The organism is Paenibacillus sp. LK1, assembly GCF_002750415.1.
GTDB lineage: Bacteria > Bacillota > Bacilli > Paenibacillales > Paenibacillaceae > Paenibacillus > Paenibacillus taichungensis.
In genome coordinates, this window is record NZ_PEII01000002.1 from 185,458 (window position 1) to 202,682 (window position 17,225).

The following is a 17,225-nucleotide window of genomic DNA, read 5'->3' on the forward strand; positions in this document are numbered from 1 at the left end:
TCTCCATCCCCTTATGCTGCCGTAATGAATCATTCCAGATTTCAATGGAATACCCATGTATGGCATCTGCTCTATTAATCCACATATTTGCCGTGATCCGGAACGGCGGTCTGTTCAAAATCAAGATCGAGTCGCTCCAGCGAATCTCTCAGCATTTCTCCGGTTAAGGAATGTCCGTGCCCGGTAACAGCAACTATGGGCTCCAGTCGACGAATATGCTGAACTGATCGATGAGCCGCTTGCCAATCCGTCGTGAAATACGCGGGTGGACCGTGCAACTGTTTGTCCTGAAGCAGCACACTCCAGAGCGATTCCTGTTTCACGGTGACGATCGCGTCTCCCGCAATCAGTGTACGGTCTTCTTTTCGAAATAGCGACACATGGCCCGGTGTATGACCTGGTGTATGCAACCATTCCCAGCCAGAAACACCTGGGATGGAATGATCATCCGGCAGACTGAATATCCGATCATCCAGATTAATAGCTTCATTAGGGTAAGCAAATGACAGTCGTGCCATCAAACCGCCACCAACAGTAGGGTCGGCCGGAGGATAATCCTTCACACCTGTCAAATAAGGCAGTTCCAGCGGGTGTGCGTACACCGGGACGCCCCAGAATTGTTCCAGTTCGATGACGGTCCCGACGTGATCAAAATGACCATGTGTCAAAATAATCGCAGACGGTGGACCAGGAAAGCGTTCAGTTGCAACATGAAGAATCTGATCAGTGAAACTCGCCATTCCAGTGTCCACGAGCACCCAGTTCCTGCTTCCAGGCTCCCCGATGAACACAACATTAACGAACAGTGTACGCAGACTGAGGATATCGTGCGCGACTTCTTCAAGTCCCGTCATTCCTGCTGTAATCAGATTGTCAGATGCCATTCACGGTTACCTCCCATTCAGGCGGATTGTCTCTCTGGTTCCATTCATCTGTCATAGACTTCCCTTTTCTGGAGTAACTATTCCTTATTCCCAATAAAATAGACGGTGGACGCCCTGTTTCAGGCATACACCGTCTAGTATAATCAGCTACATTCCATATTAGAACAAGAACCTCTCGGTCCTATTATGCCGGGAAAGCGTCCAGTGCCGCATCAAGCAGCTGATTGTACATATCGTCATCGTTTTCCAGCAGCTCGTCCATACGCAACAATTCATCTTCATCACCGGATTGTTCAGTGAAATGCAGACTATAGTCCCAATCCTTGCCGTTCTTGCTCATAAACGTAATCTCATAAACTGACTTTTCGCCCTCTGCACGAAAAACCGTATTACCTACATAATTCTTCTCATCTTCACGACGCATCTCTGCACGAATAATCTCAATATTCACAATCGTTCTCTCCTTTAATCTCTCTTCAGTTGCAGGTCTCCACAATTTATGGTAAACCTAGTTTGGTAATTATTATTGGTTAATTGTACAATATATATCGTAGCAACGTATACCTTATTCAATGAGGGAACCATACTGACTCCTTACATACCTGTAATGAGGACTATAATAACAAACAGCTACGACATTATACCAAACAGGAGGAAAAAATAGCATGAACAATTTTGAAACGAATTTACAACAATATGCCGAACTGGCTGTCAAAGTCGGTGTTAATGTCCATCCTGGGCAGACTCTCGTCGTGAACGCACCAATCTCGGCAGCACATTTTGTACGCCTAATCGTCAAAGCTGCTTATGGCACAGGTGCCAAGCTGGTCAAAGTAAACTGGAGCGATGAGGTTATTACACGTCTTCATTATGATCTCGCACCAGAAGAATCCTTCTCTATTGAACCAAAATGGTTTGCCGGAGAAATGACTGAACTCGTAGAAGAAGGTGCCGCCATTCTGCATGTTATTGCAGAAAATCCGGATCTGCTTGCAGGCGTTCCTCAAGAACGCATCGTGACTAGTCAGAAAGTTCGTGGTAAAGCGATGGAGAAATATCGTTCCTATCAGATGGCAGACAAATTCAGCTGGTCCATTGTGGCCGTTCCTTCCCCTGAATGGGCGGCCAAAGTATTCCCTGATCTTCCGGCACAGCAGCAAATTGATAAATTATGGGATGTCATCTTCAAAACCGTTCGTATCGGTGAGCAGGATGCTGTCGCAGAATGGAAAACACATTTGCTGAATCTCGACTCCCGTGCAGATCTGCTTAACGAGAAAAAATACAAAAAGCTTCACTATACTGCACCTGGCACAGACCTGACAATAGAGCTTCCTGAAGGACATCTGTGGGTATCCGGTGGTAGCATCAATGAGCAGGGACATGTCTTCGTTGCTAATATGCCTACAGAGGAAGTGTTCACAGCTCCACTGAAAACTGGAGTTAACGGAACAGTTCGCAGCACCAAGCCACTGAGCTATGGCGGCAACCTGATCGACGGCTTCTCCATCACTTTCGAAAATGGCCGAATTGTCGATTATACTGCCGAACAAGGACTCGATTCATTGAAAAGCTTGATTGAAATGGATGAAGGCGCACATTATCTGGGTGAAGTAGCTCTCGTTCCACATCAATCGCCAATTTCAGACACGAATATTTTGTTCTACAACACCCTCTTTGATGAAAATGCATCCAACCATTTGGCTATCGGGAACGCCTATGCCTTCTGTCTGGAAGGCGGCAAAACGATGTCCAAAGAGGAATTGATCAGCCATGGCATGAACTCCAGTCTCACTCATGTGGATTTCATGATTGGATCAGGAGAAATGAACATTCACGGTGTTACTTCTGAAGGTAGTGAAGAGCCAATCTTCCTTCAAGGCAACTGGGCTTTCTAATTTAAAATAGTGTAAATGAGAGAGAGGGTCACTCCTCTCTTTTCCTGCGTATGCGGGGCATTCATGATATGGAGGAACTTGATATGTTGAGTTTTGAACAAAAACTGGATCGTTATGCTGAACTGGCTGTAAAAGTTGGAGCCAACGTTCAGCCCGGACAAATCTTCGTTATCAGCGCGATGATTGATACAGCTGAATTCGTGCGTTTGTTGGTGCGCAAAGGCTACGAGGCCGGAGCAAAGAAAGTTATCATCAAATATGGAGACGAAACTGTCAATCGACTGCGGTTTGAAATGGCCCCTGAGGACTCCTTCCAAGATGCACCGAAATGGCATGCCGCTGAGCTTGAGGAGCTGGCAGCGAACAATGCTGCGTTCTTGACCGTATTGTCATCCAGCCCGGACCTGCTAAAAGGCATCGATCCAGAACGCATTTCCACTCATCAGCGTACATACGGTCAGGCGATGTCCAAATATCGTCAGTATCAGCAGGCAGACAAAATGAGCTGGACAGGAGTAGCCTGTCCTTCGCCGGATTGGGCCGCCAAAGTATTCCCTGACCTTCCCCCTGCTGAGCAGATGAAACAGCTCTGGGAAGCCATTTTTGCTGCTGTAAGAGCTGATCTGGAAGATCCTGTAGCGGCTTGGGAGCAGCATATTGAGCGTTTGGAGCACAAAGCAGTTGCCCTGAACAGCAAAAAATATAAAACTCTGCATTTTGTCTCACCGGGAACCGACCTTACCGTTGATCTTCCTGAAGGGCACATTTGGGCGCAAGCGGGCAGCATTAATGAACAAGGCACTCGTTTTGTGGCCAACATTCCGACAGAGGAAGTATTCACAGCACCAGCCAAATTTGGGGTGAACGGTAAAGTGTCTAGCACCAAACCACTCAGTTATGGCGGAAGTATCATTGATCGCTTCTCTCTTACGTTTGAAAAAGGACGCATCATTGATTTCCACGCCGAAGAAGGTCAAGATACACTAGAAAGACTCATCAATATGGATGAAGGTTCCCATTATCTCGGTGAAGTCGCTTTGGTGCCCTTCCATTCTCCAATCTCGGAAAGTGGTATTCTCTATTACACAACGCTATATGATGAGAATGCTTCATGTCACCTCGCTATCGGTAGTTCCTATGCCTTCAATATCGATGGTGGCAAAACCATGTCAACCGAGGAGCTTGCAGCTCGCGGCATGAACTCCAGCATTACTCACGTAGACTTCATGATGGGATCGCCGGAAACGAATATTTATGGCGTGACAGCAAATGGTGAGCGTGAAGCCATCTTCCTGAACGGTGACTGGGCTTTCTAAGCCATTTGTACCTGTTATTCTGCGATTATTAAGTAACTCATAGAGGCTGCCTACTGACCATGATTTAGTGGTTAGTGAGGCGGCCTCTTTCTATTTCGGCTATACTTTTTCCGCTTCTGTCAGACTAACCTCCCATTGTATCGCTTCCATATAATGTTGTAAAATGAAATGATACCAATGTTTGTGGATTGTTCACCAGAAAGGAGAACATCATGGCCAATCGGCTCCAATTACTCTTAGCCTCAGATTTCCATAATTTGGGCCCGCAGCTTCAAGAAGAAGTGTACTACGAATACTATAATATGGTACATGGTCTCATCGTTTACATCATCAAAGAACGTGCAGCAGCAGAAGATATCATTCAGGAAGCTTTTATTAAAATCATAAAAAACAAACCTCTCTTCGACAACGAAGTCAAACTGAAAGCATGGCTGAAGGTTGTCACACGGAATACCGCCATTAATTATCTGAGAAAAAATAAAAATAACCGTAACCAACTGGATACGGATAGTGTTTTTATAGATATGGAGACAATTAATCAGACGGCCGCTTCCGTGGAGAGCACGGTGGAGACTCAAATGATGCAGGAATCCATCGAATTCTATCTGGAACAGCTTAAGCCGGAATACCGTGTACTTGTGGAGCTACGCTGGAAAGAGGGTCTTTCCTATCGGGAAATGGCCGATCTGCTTGATACATCCGAAGAAATTGTGAAGCAACGTTTGTTCAGAGCCCGCGGAAGTATCAAAAAGAAATTACATAAGGAATGGGGTGGAAGTATTGAGCAAAGGCAAATCCGATAAGCATATTGATTCATTCGATTCAGAGCTGGAAGACGATTTTTTCGATGCCGCGTTTGATATGGCTTTTGACGAAGCCTTCCATCAGGCTGCATCTGCCACCCCTGCTTCCAACACCGAACCTATGCGTCAATCCTGGCTCCGAGTTCAAAAGGAAATTGCCCGGGTTGGCGCACGCAAGAAAAGAATGCGCACCATACGTTTATCTGTTATTGTGGCTGCGTCCGTGACCATCGGCGCCGTCATCTTCAGTATGCCTACCGGGACGCAAGCCGTCTCCCCTTTTGTACAATCGATCAAGGAATGGGGCAATGGGATGAAATCCATTGTTATTGAGGATCGCACTACTCATTTTGGCGCTGATCCGTCGACAGCTAAGACCCCTCCACCTCCTGAACGAGGAGTTAATGAAGCTCCCAAATTCTATTCTGGAGACGAACCAGAAGAGGATGAAGATATTGTTCTCCCCTTCTATGAGACATCACATTTACTTGAACCTATTGTTGTAACCAAGGAAATAGCACGCTCGGGATTTATGGGTGATTTTTTGTTATCAAAAGCGATTCCCGAGCGGTTTACAAAGATCAAATTTGAGCTCATGCTGGATACCCTCAATCCCGTCAATCCGGAAGATTACTACGAATCTCAACGAATGAGGGTTCGTTATAGTGGCGAAGGCAAAAATGGTGAAGAAGAAGTCATTCAGTTTGATTATGCCTATGTTTCGCCTGGTCAGGTCATTGAGGGGCCCATGCTTCGCGAAACAAGTATCGTCAAATTGGCTGATGGCAGCGATGCATTTATGTACCTCGGTCCCCCCTATAATACCTTTCAATGGATGATGGGTTCTGTCAATATGAGCTTATTCGGAACCGTCTCGGAAGAAGAGATGACTGCCATTGCCAACGACCTGCAGGAACAAAAATTTCCAGGTAGTACTCGCAAGTAAATTAAAATAATACATTGCTTGAAATATGTGTTGTCGTCTCAGGCTTGACCCCATCATCGGCCGTGTGAAGACTGACGACTCGATAGTAATAGCCGGTTATCACGGTCCAGCTCGATTGGGCATTCAGGGTCTGCGTTTGGGTTTTCTTCTTGGAACCGGATTGATAGAGAATCCAGGCCGATCCCGTCCAGCGTTCAAGTCGATAATCGACTTGCAGCGATTTCATTTCCGAGAAGGTCGTTGTTGTTGTATTTACAACCGCAGTCAGCCCCCCTCCAGGTATAACAGTCCCCTCTGCCTGATAAATATATTTTGGGGAAGTCAGTGCATGAATACTTGGTTCCAAAGGCGGTGGCGGTGGAGTAAGCGCGTGAGGCTGGATACTTGGACTGGCAACAGCAACCTCTTCGGTTGGTAGCGCAAGAATTATGGGTGCCGTTAGTGCTGCAACAATCATGACTTTCAGCATGGACGTTATTCTTAATTTCCGCATATGTATCCACCCTTCATTTTCCAAATTTGATTTTGTGTAAATATTAAACGGATGTAGTGGTTAGAAGGTTTCAAAAAAAATAAAAGACGCTCCGACTTACATGTCGGCAGCGTCTTTTGGTACTTTGATACTTCTTCGAATGAACACATACAGAATGGATGAAACCTAAATAATTCCATTACGTATCCATAAGATACCGTTGATATGAAATTACTCTCACATGCTTCAAACCAAATGACAGGCTACAAAATGATCCGCTCCAACGTTCCGATACGCTGGAATTTGCTGCTTGCAGATATCTTCTGCCCATGGACAACGTGTATGGAACTTGCATCCAGGTGGCGGATTCACCGAACTGGGGATATCCCCTTTAAGCACAATTCGTTCCCGTTTCAATTTGGGAATCGGCACAGGTACAGCTGATAGCAGGGCTTTCGTATACGGATGCAGTGGATTGCCGAATAACTCATCTCTGGAGGCCGTCTCGACCATGGAGCCCAGATACATCACGCCAATACGGTCACACAGATGTTCCACCACACTCAGATCATGCGAAATAAACAAGTAAGCAAGGCCACGCTCTTGCTGAAGCCGTCTGAACAGGTTGATAATCTGAGCCTGAATAGACACGTCCAGTGCTGATACCGGTTCATCTGCGATAATCAGTTTCGGATTTAAGATCAAAGCTCGCGCAATCCCAATCCGTTGTCGCTGTCCACCAGAGAACTCATGGGGAAAACGATCAATATGATAAGATGACAATCCGCAGGCTCCGAGTACCTCCTTGACGAGATCACGAACCTCGCTTGCGGTAGCCAACCCATGATCCAATACAGCCTCCCCGATCGCATCACCAATGCGAATGCGCGGGTTCAGTGAACTGTAGGGGTCCTGGAAAATAAGTTGAAGCTGCGGACGGATCTTCCGCACTTCCTGCATAGATAACTGATGCAAGTCAACACCTTGAAAACGAATCTGTCCTTCCGTTTTTTCCGTTAATCGCACGATCGTTCTTCCAACGGTGCTCTTGCCACTTCCGGATTCACCCACTAATCCAAACGTCTCGCCTTCATGAATCGTGATGCTGATATCATCGACTGCTTTCACATGGGCTACCGTACGATTCAATAAGCCTTTGCGCACTGGGAAATAGGTTTTGAGATGTTCAATTTTCAATAGAGGTTCAGACATGACTCAATGCCTCCTCATACAGAAAGCATGCAGCCTTCTGACCAGGTCCAAGCTGCTTCAGCGTCGGCATTTGCGTGGTGCATATCGACATACAGTGCTCACAACGATCAGCAAAATGACAGGAATCTTTTAAGGACAGTGGATCAGGTACATGTCCGGGTATCGAATACAATTCATCCTGCCGTTGATTGATAATTGGCTTGGAGCGTAGTAATCCTTGGGTATATGGATGTTTGGGAGATTCAAATAATTGCACCACTTTCCCCTCTTCCACCACTTTGCCTGCATACATTACAACGACATAATCCGCCATCTCGGCTACAACGCCAAGGTCATGCGTAATCATCAGAATGGAGGTTCCTGATTGGGACTTGATGTGTTGTAACATATCCAATATCTGCGCTTGAATGGTCACATCCAGTGCGGTGGTTGGTTCATCCGCGATTAACAGTTTCGGGTTACATGAGATGGCAATGGCAATCATAATGCGCTGCAGCATACCTCCACTCAGCTCATGCGGATAGCTGTTTGCAATCTGTTCGGGACGTGAAATGCCAACTTCGGCAATCAGCTCAACCGCTCTGGCACGAGCCTGCTTTTTACTCATTTTCAAGTGTACTATCAGCGGCTCCATTAATTGCTCACCGATCTTCAGCACGGGATTCAGAGAGGACATCGGTTCCTGAAAAATCATGGAGATGTCATTGCCCCGGATGGCGCGCAGTGAGGATTTACTTTCACGGAGCAGATCCCGTCCACCAAACCGGATCGCACCGCCAACCACCTTACCTGCCGGTTCCTCGATCAAACCCATAATCGACATGGCGGTTACACTTTTTCCACAGCCTGATTCACCAACGATGCACACCGTCTCCCCTTCACGTACATTCAGGCTTACGCCGTCCACGGCTTTGACATTTCCTTCTTCTGAGTAAAAATGAGTTTCAAGTTGTTCAATTTCAATCATATTTTGCATGAGGCGTGCTCACCTTCTCTTCTGTTTGGGATCTAATACGTCTCGAAGACCATCACCAAAAATGTTAATCGCAATAACGGTCACGAAAATGGACAGCCCTGGCGGAATCCATAACCACGGATGCTGTTGAAAATCAATCATGTTGTTGGCTGCATCGATCATATTGCCCCATGTAGGCGTTGGGGGCATGACACCCAGTCCAAAAAAGCTAAGTACCGATTCGCTGAGAATGGACCCTCCGATATTCAGAGTCGCCATGACGATGAGAAGCGGAACGATATTGGGCAGAAGATGGTGAAACAGTTTGCGACGGTCACGCAAGCCAAGAACAATAGCGGCCTGCATGAACTCACGTTCTCGCAAGCTTAACATCTGTCCCCGTACCATTCGGGCCATACCGGGCCAGTTGACAAAGCTGAGCATCAACATGACGATATACATTCTGGAATCCGGCGGAACCTTCCAATCCGATAACAACGCGCCGAAAATGAACAGTAGCGGCAATCCCGGGATCGTAAGCAGCAAGTCGGCAATCCGCATAATGACCTGATCAACAATGCCACGATAATATCCGGCGATGGCTCCAAGCAAGGAGCCGATAAATACGGATAGAACCATGGAAGCCAAACCAACAGTGAGCGAGATACGACCAGCCATCAGCACACGGGTAAGCACATCCCTACCAAGCGCATCCGTACCAAGCCAGTGATGAATGCCGGGACCTTGTTTCATCGCTGTCATATTGATCTTGTTATCGGTATATGGTGAGAACAGCGGTCCAATGAAACAAGCAACAAACATCAACAAAACCACGATGAATCCGCCAACAGCAAGTTTGTTCTTGAGCAGTCTTCGGATCGACAATTTCCATAAAGAAGACTTGGCCGGAACCTTTGAAGGTAAGGTAGCTTCTGCGGCATTTCTCGTTACAGACGATGAAGAGATTGTCATGTTCATAGCCCCCTTATTGCAAACGGACACGCGGATCTGCGATGTGATAGAGCACATCAGACAGCAGCGTTCCAATGACGGTCAGAATGGCGATAAACATGGTAAAGCCCATCAGCAGCGGATAATCCCGTAGCGAAAAGGACTGCATATATAACTGGCCGATACCAGGCCAGCTGAATATTTTCTCAATAATAAGTGAACCACCGAATAAGGACGGCAGCTCGAATCCAATCAGTGTTATCGCAGGCAACAGAGCATTGCGCAAGGCATGGGTGTATAAAACTTTGCTTTCTTTTAAACCTTTGGCTCGTGCTGTGCGAATATAATCCTGCTTGATCACATCAATCATGTTGCTGCGGAAGTAACGGGTAAGTGAGCCTACCCCGAGAAGGGTCATAACAATTACAGGCAAGGTCATGTGTTGAATCACCTCTTTGACATAGGCCAGACCGGTAGCATTACTTCCTGTAGTCATCATGCCGCCTGGAGGCAACCATTTTAGGTCAACCGCCAGCAGTTTGATCAAAAACAATCCGATAAAGAAAGATGGCACGGACATGGCTGCAAATATGCCTATCATCACGAAGGTATCGAACCACGAGTACTGCTTGTAGGCAGCGATCACACCGATAATAACCGCGATAAACCAGGTCAGGAACGTAGTCACTGCAGCTAACAGGAATGAATTCCAGATATATTCGTTGAACAGCGAGAGCACTGGCTTTTGTTGTGCCAATGAATATCCGAAGTCCCCGTTTACAGCATTTTTCATCCAGATGAGATACCGTTCGATAACGGGCTTGTCCAGTCCATATAATTCTCGCAGTTCGGCCTTGCGCTCAGGACTCAGCTTAATGTTGCTGGAGATGTAGTCGCCAGGGGTAAGTGCATACAGACTGAAGATCAGAACGGAAGCGGCCAGCAAAATAAGAACCATATATGTCATCCGTTTCACAATGTAAGTGCTCATATCAGGCTCCTTATCAATGCGTCCCCTGCATCTGCGACATCGCAAACACAAGGGACGTTTTGTTTATTTCGGTATTGATGTTTCTTGATTCATACCACCGCTTATTTCAGAGACCATTCCGGCAAGCTGGTTGCAATCCCGCGGTATGGACTGACAGAGAGTCCATCGATCCGACCGTTATAGGCGTAGACTGTTTTTTTGTAACTGGTGAAAATGACAGGCAGCTCATCGTTGAGCAACTGGTACAGCTCTTTGTATACTGTCTTACGCTCCTCAATGTCTGTCGTAGCCAGACCTTTGTTGTACAGCTCTTTCACTTTGGGATTGTCGTAGCCCTTCAGCTCACCATCCACAAATTGCAGTACACCGTCCGAAGGATCCGTTAACATCGGTGTAGAGAAGGAAGCTACATCGTAATCGCCGCCCTCCACTTTGGAAACAAGCGAGTTGAAATCAGCGAAGACTTCCGGCTGGAACTGCACGCCAATCGCTTCAAAGTTTTCTTTGGCCACCGCAATGAAGATATCTGTAGCCGGACTCTTCGTTCCGAGGAAATGCAGGGACAACTTCTTCCCGTTTTTCTCACGGATGCCATCCGCTCCAGGCACCCAACCTGCGTCGTCCAGCAATTGATTGGCTTTGTCCGGATCATAGGCATATGGATTAATACCTTCTTCCGTATATGACCAGGAAATAGGTGAAGTCGGGATGTTGGCAACAGCCCCTGCCCCTTGGTTGGCGTCCACATAGATGGACTGACGATCCAGGCCATAGGTGATGGCTTGCCGTACTTCTTTTTCCTGAAGCTGTTCATGCTCCAGATTAAGCTGTAAATATCCGTATGTACTTGGTGTGTAAGGTAGAAGGTCAAGGTATGGGATATTTTTCAGCTTATCGATATTCTCCTGGGTAGCCGTGAACGAAGTGAAGTCGATCTCTCCGGTCTCAATAAACTGCCAGGTGTCTCCTTCCGATGTTTTATATATGAAGTGCTCGGTTTTCGGTTTGCCCTTGTAGTAGAATTCGTTGGCAACGAATCGAACTTCCTGACCCGGAATGAACTTTTCGAGTTTATAAGGACCATTGCCTACAGGTGTTGCATGAAGATTTTTAATGTATTCAAGCTTGCCGAATTGATAGTCTTTGCCGTAGTAGGCTTTGGATAACACCTCTGAGCCCAATGTAAGCAGAGCAGTTGCGTTGGGCTGTTCCAGCGTGACCGAGATCGTTAACGGATCAATGACCTTAATACCCTCGATGTGATCTGCCTTTCCTTCGGTATACGCTTTACCGCCTTTCACCTTGGTGGAGAAAATATCGAATCCACCGTCATACGACTTGTCATGCAGAATGGTCCATGTAAAAGCAATATCATCTGCGGTGAGCGCGGAGCCGTCACTGAACTTGGAATCTTTTCTCAGATGAAACGTGTATGTACGCTGATCGTCTGACACATCCCAGCTTTCAGCGAGATCAGGAACAGGCAATCCTTTCTCATCTACGGTCACAAGTGAAGCAAATAGCAATGAAGCAACGTTGCCATCATATCCACTCTGATGGAAGTACGGTGTGAAAGCCCCACTGGGATCCGTAAGTCCCACAATCACCGTATCCGTTCGTTTTTTTGCCGTCTCAGGTAATTGATTCAGGTCCGTTGCCTGAAAGGGTGCATCCAGTGCTGCTGAAACCGGAGTCGCTTGTGTGCCCGAATTTGTTGTCCCGCTTCCAGCAGTAGTGGTCTTTGCTCCCCCACCTCCAGCACATGCCGATAACACAATCGCACTACTGATGATTAACGATGCCACGGATAAACCTTTCACTCTCATAAAATCCTCCCCAATTCATAAATGATCCATATTTTTCTCGCTCAGCCATTCCTAATTCCCGAAATAATCCAGAATATATATAATTCCTATGAAATTAGTAAGGTATAAGTTCGATAAGCCCTATTATAAGAACCGCATTTGGTTCTGTAAATAGAGAACCACAAAAAAATATTTATATTAAACCCATTAATATCCACTTTAAAGCGATAAAATAGCCGTATGTTTTGCGCGGATTTACTGAATAAATTTCAGTTCGGCCACAACAAACATACGGCTGTATCAGAGGAATTCTTTTTTTCTAAAAACCACATTTTGATAAACGTTATTGCTCCAAATAATTCATGACATTCGGTAAAATTTGCTCCAGTGCATGAAGACGAAGTGAATACTCAACCAGGCTCTCTCCTTCAAAATGCGCATAGACCAACCCTGCTCCACGAAGCTTGGAAAGATGGTCATGAGTAATTCCTTTGGAGAGCTTCAAGTGACGAACAATTTCTATGAACGAACGTGGTCCCTGATGCAGAAAACGCATGATTTTCAGTCGGTTCTTCTCTCCCAAGCTGCGAATCACACGCAAATGATGGGTCGGAATATATTCGTGATCTCCCATATACAATCTGGAGGAATAATGGCACAGCAGAGTATCCCCAAAATGCAGGATGACATTTAGCGGTTGAAAATGAAATTGTGGCACAAGCAGTAGTCTATCCAGCCCCTTCATGTCCCGGAACATCAACCCGTTGGTCGCATCGTCGAGTACCTCTTTCTGGGGAGATTGATTTAACTGTTCCTTGCGGTTCAGAACCTCCTGGCGCAGATGCTGCAAGATGGCGGGATCAAGCAAACGAAAATATTGCTCATTCCAGCCGGTTAAGACATAGGTCATCTTGGTCTGGAAAGCAGCGATATCATCCGTATAAGGGAAACTGTACCGACTAAAAATGTCATGAAGGTCAAGCACTGTTCGTTGGCTAAACCATTCAATAAAATCCTCTGGCTCCTCAGCTTCCACTCGCAAACAGACAAGCAGATACATCCATTTCCAATCATCATCCACGTTCATATTTTGTAAGACAGCAGCAAGCTCAGGTGTTAGCTGCCCTTCTGTTTCTTGCGCCCAGGCTATGGATAAATCAATCTTTTTATGCGATTTCCGGCAAATATATGTATGCAAACTGGCCATGAATTCAAATACAGGCGTAAATCCAACCTCAATGCGATAGCTCAATCTCAACCTCTCCTATCTTGCAAAGTCGTTCCATTATACCCTGTTTGCAGCCGTGCATGCTACGATTATAGGGTAAACAAAAAGCCGCACAATGGAATAATCCACCGTACGGCCTCTCTATAGACTGGAATCTCCTGTCTCCATAAATAATACTTTGGATTAGGCGCCTTCGCCTTCAACCATCAGATCCAGCTTAATCACATTCACACGCGAAATCCGCTTATGTTCGGTCTCTTGAATGACAAAGACATATCCATCATACTCTACCGACTGCCCTACTTCGGGTGGGATGGTCTCTACTCTGGAGTATAACCAGCCGCCAATCGTATCATAATCTGCCCGGTCCATATCCAGACCAAAGCGCTCACTAACCTCTTCAATCAGCATGAGCCCGTCAATAGAGTATTCCATCTCATCCACTTTCTCAATCACCGGACGCTCCTGGTCAAATTCATCTTGAATCTCGCCCACGATCTCTTCCATGATATCTTCAAGCGTTACAAGGCCGGAGGTTCCTCCGTACTCATCAATCAGGATGGCAATCTGTGTCTTGCTACGCTGCATCCGCTTGAGCAGGTCACTGATCGGAGTGGAATCGGGTACTGCGAGAATCGGCCGAATTACCGAGATGGTATCTGTAAGCTGAGATCGCATCAGGTCTTTAATGTGAATAAAACCGATAATATGGTCTTTGTCACCGTTATAAACCGGATAACGGGTACGCATGCTCTCACTGGCAATTTCCAGATTTTCCAGCATGGACTGATTGGCATTCAGGCAGATCATTTCCGTCCGCGGAATCATAATTTCACGGGCGGTTGTTGCCGTAAAATCAAATATATTATCAACAAGCGCCAATTCAGTATTATCAATTAAACCGCTCTTATTGCTTTCTTTCATCAGAATGCGTATTTCATCTTCACTATGCGCTGAGTCATGCTCCGAGGCCGGTGCCATGCGAAACACTCTAAGCAGGCTGTTCGCCATACCATTCAATGCCCATATAAAGGGATACATTAATTTGTAAAAGAACGTAAGCAGCGCCGCAGACCATAACGTAATCGTCTCTGATTTGCGGATAGCCATCGTCTTGGGAGCAAGTTCCCCGAGTACAATATGCAAAATCGTAATAATAACAAAAGCAATCGCAATGGAAATACCGTGTACGTATACCGGACCCATTCCAAATGCAGTAAACATGGGCTCTAACAGGTGAGCAATCGCTGGCTCTCCTAGCCAACCGAGTCCAAGTGAAGCAAGCGTTATGCCCAATTGGCACGCAGACAGATAAGCATCCAGGTTGCGTACAATATTAGAAGCATAAATCGCATTTTTATTACCTGTTTCCACTAAAGCTTCAATCCGGCTGCCACGAACTTTGACCATCGCGAATTCTGCCGAGACAAAGAAACCATTCATCAATACAAGCAAAGCAATTAAAAATAAATTTAATATACTCGGTAAGGGGTCACTCAAATTATCTTCCTATTCGCCGTCATTCCTCGGCAAATAGGTCCACCTCCTTCGAAAATGTAGGATATTTGCCATTCTGCCGCTCATATGCAGTTTCAACTTCCCAATGCATTCACCTCCACCTTCTTCTGTCGAATAACAAGGATATGCTTCTTTTATTATATAATTCTACACTACACAGTCAATCCGTGTCCTATGACAACGAAATGATGCATACGGGCTATTTCGTTAACAAATGTACCGAATGCGCAGTTTTTTTTACGTTTTACTAACAAATATATGCATCTTCTTGCTTACGGTTTAACTTTTCTCTTACGCTCAGTTAATCATTCAGCTATATACTTCCAAATAGAACAACAAATTGATCTCGGAGGTATGTTCATGAAAAGCCATCATGCTATGAAATGGAATGCTCTACTACTTAGCGCGGCTGTTGCAATTACAGCCGTGCCTTGGCAGGTCAATGCTGAACCCGTATCTGCCCAGCAACAGACGGCCCCGGCCGCATTTACCATTTTACCTATTGACCGCGCTCAGATTCTGGCAGGCCAGAAGCTCGATTTCCGAGTTGAATTGAACGGTGCCAAGTTAAAATCGCAAGACATTAAAATCCAGGTTAATGGCTTGTCACCGGACAAATACTTCGGCAAGTCCGGAACGTGGACAAGCAGCTCCGAACTGAGCACAGAATACACCATACGGGATGTTGCCTTCAAAGAGAGTGATTCCATTGTGGTAACCGCCGAGACGACGGCTACAGGCAAGCGTACATATTCACGGGTCGTATACCAAGTGTTCGATCCTTCCAAAGACACGGCGACACTGACAAACGGTGAGCAAGCCAAAAATGTCGTTCTAATGATTGGCGATGGCATGAGTGCCAATATTCGCACCGCCGCTCGTGTTGTATCCAAGGGTATTAACGAAGGCAAATTCAAGGGTTGGCTGGAGATGGAACAAATGGATGCCATGGGCATGGTCACCACCTCTGGCATGGATTCGATCGTCACCGATTCAGCCAATAGTGCTTCCGCTTATGCAACTGGTCACAAAACGGCCGTCAATGCCGAGGGTGTCTACCCGGACAATACACCAGACCCTTTTGACGATCCGAAGGTGGAAAACATCGTTGAGCTGGTGAAGCGGACACGTGGCATGGCTACCGGCCTTGTAACGACTGCGGATGTGACAGATGCGACACCTGCTGCAATGGCTGTACATACACGTAAGCGCGGGGAGCAAGAAGCGATTGCGAGCATGTATCTGAATGAAGCCAATCGACCGGATGTTATTCTTGGCGGTGGTCTGGAGTGGTTCCTTCCAGCAGCTGACGGCGGAAAACGCAAAGATGGACGTAATATTGTGGAGGAGTTCAAAAAAGAAGGATATACCTACGTGACAGATGCAACAAATCTGGACAAGTCTGCCTCTACCAAATCATTGCTTGGATTATTCCGCAAAGGCAACATGAACGTATATTATGACCGGGAGTATACTCAGCCTAACAATGCAGAAATTGTGGGCAAGGATACTGATCAGCCAACGTTGATGGAAATGACTGACACAGCCCTTCAAGTGCTGGAACAGAACAAAAACGGATTTTTCCTGATGGTCGAAGGTGCATCGATTGATAAACAGGCTCACACGATGGATTTTGAACGCTCCGTATGGGATGCAATTGAATTCGATCAAACGGTTGGTCAGGTTAAGGAATATGCGAAGAAACACCCTGATACGCTCGTTATCGTCACATCCGACCACGGTCATTCCCTTACTCTAAACGGAACGTATAACACGGAAGCCGCCAAAGGTAAATCGGGTGACGAACTCCGTGAATTGATCGGCACATATGCTGATTCCAAGTTCCCGACGTATGTGGATGCAAACGGAGATGGATTCCCGGACAATCCGGATTCCGAGTGGAAGATCGCTGTTGGCTGGGGCAATATGCCGGATAACAATGAGGATTATCTCGCTAATCCGGTGCCAATCAGTCCTACCATCCAGGACCCTAACGTCAAAGACAAGGCATGGTATATCGCTAACCCGGACAAAGACCCGGACGGTGTTCACTACACGGGTAACCTGCCTCATGATGAAGGCCAGGAAGTCCACACATTCGACGATGTACCAATCAACGCCTCAGGACCAGGGTCCCACCTGTTCTCCGGCTATCTCGATAATACGGATGTGTTCCGTAAGATGGTAACTGCATTGAAGTTGGATGCGGCCAAGTAGAATAAAGGTTGAACTAACAAAAGAGTATC

General features: G+C 46.3%; 15 protein-coding genes. 5 read left to right on the forward strand and 10 right to left on the reverse strand.

Translation table 11 applies throughout. The features are described from left to right. Positions 1–74 precede the first annotated feature (74 nt). Entirely contained in the window at positions 75–884 is an 810-nt protein-coding gene (locus tag CS562_RS04590) for an MBL fold metallo-hydrolase (protein ID WP_099853967.1), read from the reverse strand. 184 nt (positions 885–1,068) lie between these two features. Then, positions 1,069–1,335 (reverse strand): hypothetical protein, encoded by a 267-nt coding sequence (locus CS562_RS04595; protein WP_083678844.1) that lies wholly within the window; start codon positions 1,333–1,335, stop codon positions 1,069–1,071. A 214-nt stretch (positions 1,336–1,549) separates the two neighbouring features. Here CS562_RS04595 and CS562_RS04600 point away from each other — a divergent pair, with 214 nt between their 5' ends. The 4 genes from CS562_RS04600 to CS562_RS04615 all read left to right on the forward strand — a co-directional run bounded on the left by CS562_RS04600 (position 1,550) and on the right by CS562_RS04615 (position 5,847). Further along, a complete protein-coding gene (locus tag CS562_RS04600; RefSeq protein WP_099853969.1) occupies positions 1,550–2,782 on the forward strand; it encodes an aminopeptidase in 1,233 nt (410 codons plus the stop codon). Positions 2,783–2,865: 83 nt separating this feature from the next. Beyond that, positions 2,866–4,098 carry an aminopeptidase gene (locus CS562_RS04605; protein ID WP_099853971.1) on the forward strand — a complete coding sequence of 411 codons (1,233 nt, stop codon included), beginning with the start codon at positions 2,866–2,868 and terminating at the stop codon, positions 4,096–4,098. A 212-nt stretch (positions 4,099–4,310) separates the two neighbouring features. Further along, on the forward strand, positions 4,311–4,901 hold the full coding sequence (locus tag CS562_RS04610) for an RNA polymerase sigma factor (RefSeq protein ID WP_076288627.1): 591 nt from the start codon (positions 4,311–4,313) through the stop codon (positions 4,899–4,901). Beyond that, a complete protein-coding gene (locus tag CS562_RS04615) occupies positions 4,879–5,847 on the forward strand; it encodes a hypothetical protein (RefSeq protein WP_099853973.1) in 969 nt (322 codons plus the stop codon). Before CS562_RS04610 ends, CS562_RS04615 begins: the two co-directional genes overlap by 23 nt. Position 5,848: 1 nt before the next feature. Here the strand turns inward: CS562_RS04615 and CS562_RS04620 are convergent, their stop codons facing one another. The 8 genes from CS562_RS04620 to CS562_RS04655 form a co-directional block, all read right to left on the reverse strand. Next, a complete protein-coding gene (locus tag CS562_RS04620; RefSeq protein ID WP_076288625.1) occupies positions 5,849–6,340 on the reverse strand; it encodes a hypothetical protein in 492 nt (163 codons plus the stop codon). Positions 6,341–6,565: 225 nt separating this feature from the next. Beyond that, the gene (locus CS562_RS04625) at positions 6,566–7,531 is read right to left on the reverse strand and encodes an ABC transporter ATP-binding protein (protein ID WP_099853975.1); all 966 of its coding nucleotides are present in this window, start codon (positions 7,529–7,531) and stop codon (positions 6,566–6,568) included. Further along, positions 7,524–8,507, reverse strand: coding sequence for an ABC transporter ATP-binding protein (locus tag CS562_RS04630; RefSeq protein WP_099853977.1), 984 nt, complete (start codon positions 8,505–8,507; stop codon positions 7,524–7,526). Before CS562_RS04630 ends, CS562_RS04625 begins: the two co-directional genes overlap by 8 nt. A gap of 9 nt (positions 8,508–8,516) precedes the next feature. After that, a complete protein-coding gene (opp4C, locus tag CS562_RS04635) occupies positions 8,517–9,458 on the reverse strand; it encodes an oligopeptide ABC transporter permease (RefSeq protein WP_099853979.1) in 942 nt (313 codons plus the stop codon). 13 nt (positions 9,459–9,471) lie between these two features. Beyond that, positions 9,472–10,428 carry an ABC transporter permease gene (locus CS562_RS04640; RefSeq protein ID WP_099853981.1) on the reverse strand — a complete coding sequence of 319 codons (957 nt, stop codon included), beginning with the start codon at positions 10,426–10,428 and terminating at the stop codon, positions 9,472–9,474. Positions 10,429–10,529: 101 nt separating this feature from the next. Next, complete coding sequence (locus CS562_RS04645; protein ID WP_099853983.1) at positions 10,530–12,254, reverse strand: ABC transporter substrate-binding protein; 1,725 nt, start codon at positions 12,252–12,254, stop codon at positions 10,530–10,532. Positions 12,255–12,576: 322 nt separating this feature from the next. Further along, on the reverse strand, positions 12,577–13,485 hold the full coding sequence (locus CS562_RS04650) for an ArsR/SmtB family transcription factor (RefSeq protein ID WP_240342928.1): 909 nt from the start codon (positions 13,483–13,485) through the stop codon (positions 12,577–12,579). A gap of 159 nt (positions 13,486–13,644) precedes the next feature. Further along, positions 13,645–14,961 carry a hemolysin family protein gene (locus tag CS562_RS04655; RefSeq protein ID WP_076288619.1) on the reverse strand — a complete coding sequence of 439 codons (1,317 nt, stop codon included), beginning with the start codon at positions 14,959–14,961 and terminating at the stop codon, positions 13,645–13,647. 378 nt (positions 14,962–15,339) lie between these two features. Here CS562_RS04655 and CS562_RS04660 point away from each other — a divergent pair, with 378 nt between their 5' ends. After that, positions 15,340–17,196 (forward strand): alkaline phosphatase, encoded by a 1,857-nt coding sequence (locus CS562_RS04660; protein WP_217504777.1) that lies wholly within the window; start codon positions 15,340–15,342, stop codon positions 17,194–17,196. Positions 17,197–17,225: the final 29 nt, after the last annotated feature.

Excerpts from the sequence above, each read along its gene's own strand:
- CS562_RS04660 (WP_217504777.1), top strand. The coding sequence starts at position 15,340 with ATGAAAAGCCATCATGCTATGAAATGGAATGCTCTACTACTTAGCGCG.
- CS562_RS04645 (WP_099853983.1), bottom strand. The coding sequence starts at position 12,254 with ATGAGAGTGAAAGGTTTATCCGTGGCATCGTTAATCATCAGTAGTGCG.
- CS562_RS04625 (WP_099853975.1), bottom strand. The coding sequence starts at position 7,531 with ATGTCTGAACCTCTATTGAAAATTGAACATCTCAAAACCTATTTCCCA.
- CS562_RS04630 (WP_099853977.1), bottom strand. The coding sequence starts at position 8,507 with ATGCAAAATATGATTGAAATTGAACAACTTGAAACTCATTTTTACTCA.
- CS562_RS04600 (WP_099853969.1), top strand. The coding sequence starts at position 1,550 with ATGAACAATTTTGAAACGAATTTACAACAATATGCCGAACTGGCTGTC.
- opp4C (WP_099853979.1), bottom strand. The coding sequence starts at position 9,458 with ATGACAATCTCTTCATCGTCTGTAACGAGAAATGCCGCAGAAGCTACC.
- CS562_RS04605 (WP_099853971.1), top strand. The coding sequence starts at position 2,866 with ATGTTGAGTTTTGAACAAAAACTGGATCGTTATGCTGAACTGGCTGTA.
- CS562_RS04590 (WP_099853967.1), bottom strand. The coding sequence starts at position 884 with ATGGCATCTGACAATCTGATTACAGCAGGAATGACGGGACTTGAAGAA.
- CS562_RS04640 (WP_099853981.1), bottom strand. The coding sequence starts at position 10,428 with ATGAGCACTTACATTGTGAAACGGATGACATATATGGTTCTTATTTTG.
- CS562_RS04610 (WP_076288627.1), top strand. The coding sequence starts at position 4,311 with ATGGCCAATCGGCTCCAATTACTCTTAGCCTCAGATTTCCATAATTTG.
- CS562_RS04620 (WP_076288625.1), bottom strand. The coding sequence starts at position 6,340 with ATGCGGAAATTAAGAATAACGTCCATGCTGAAAGTCATGATTGTTGCA.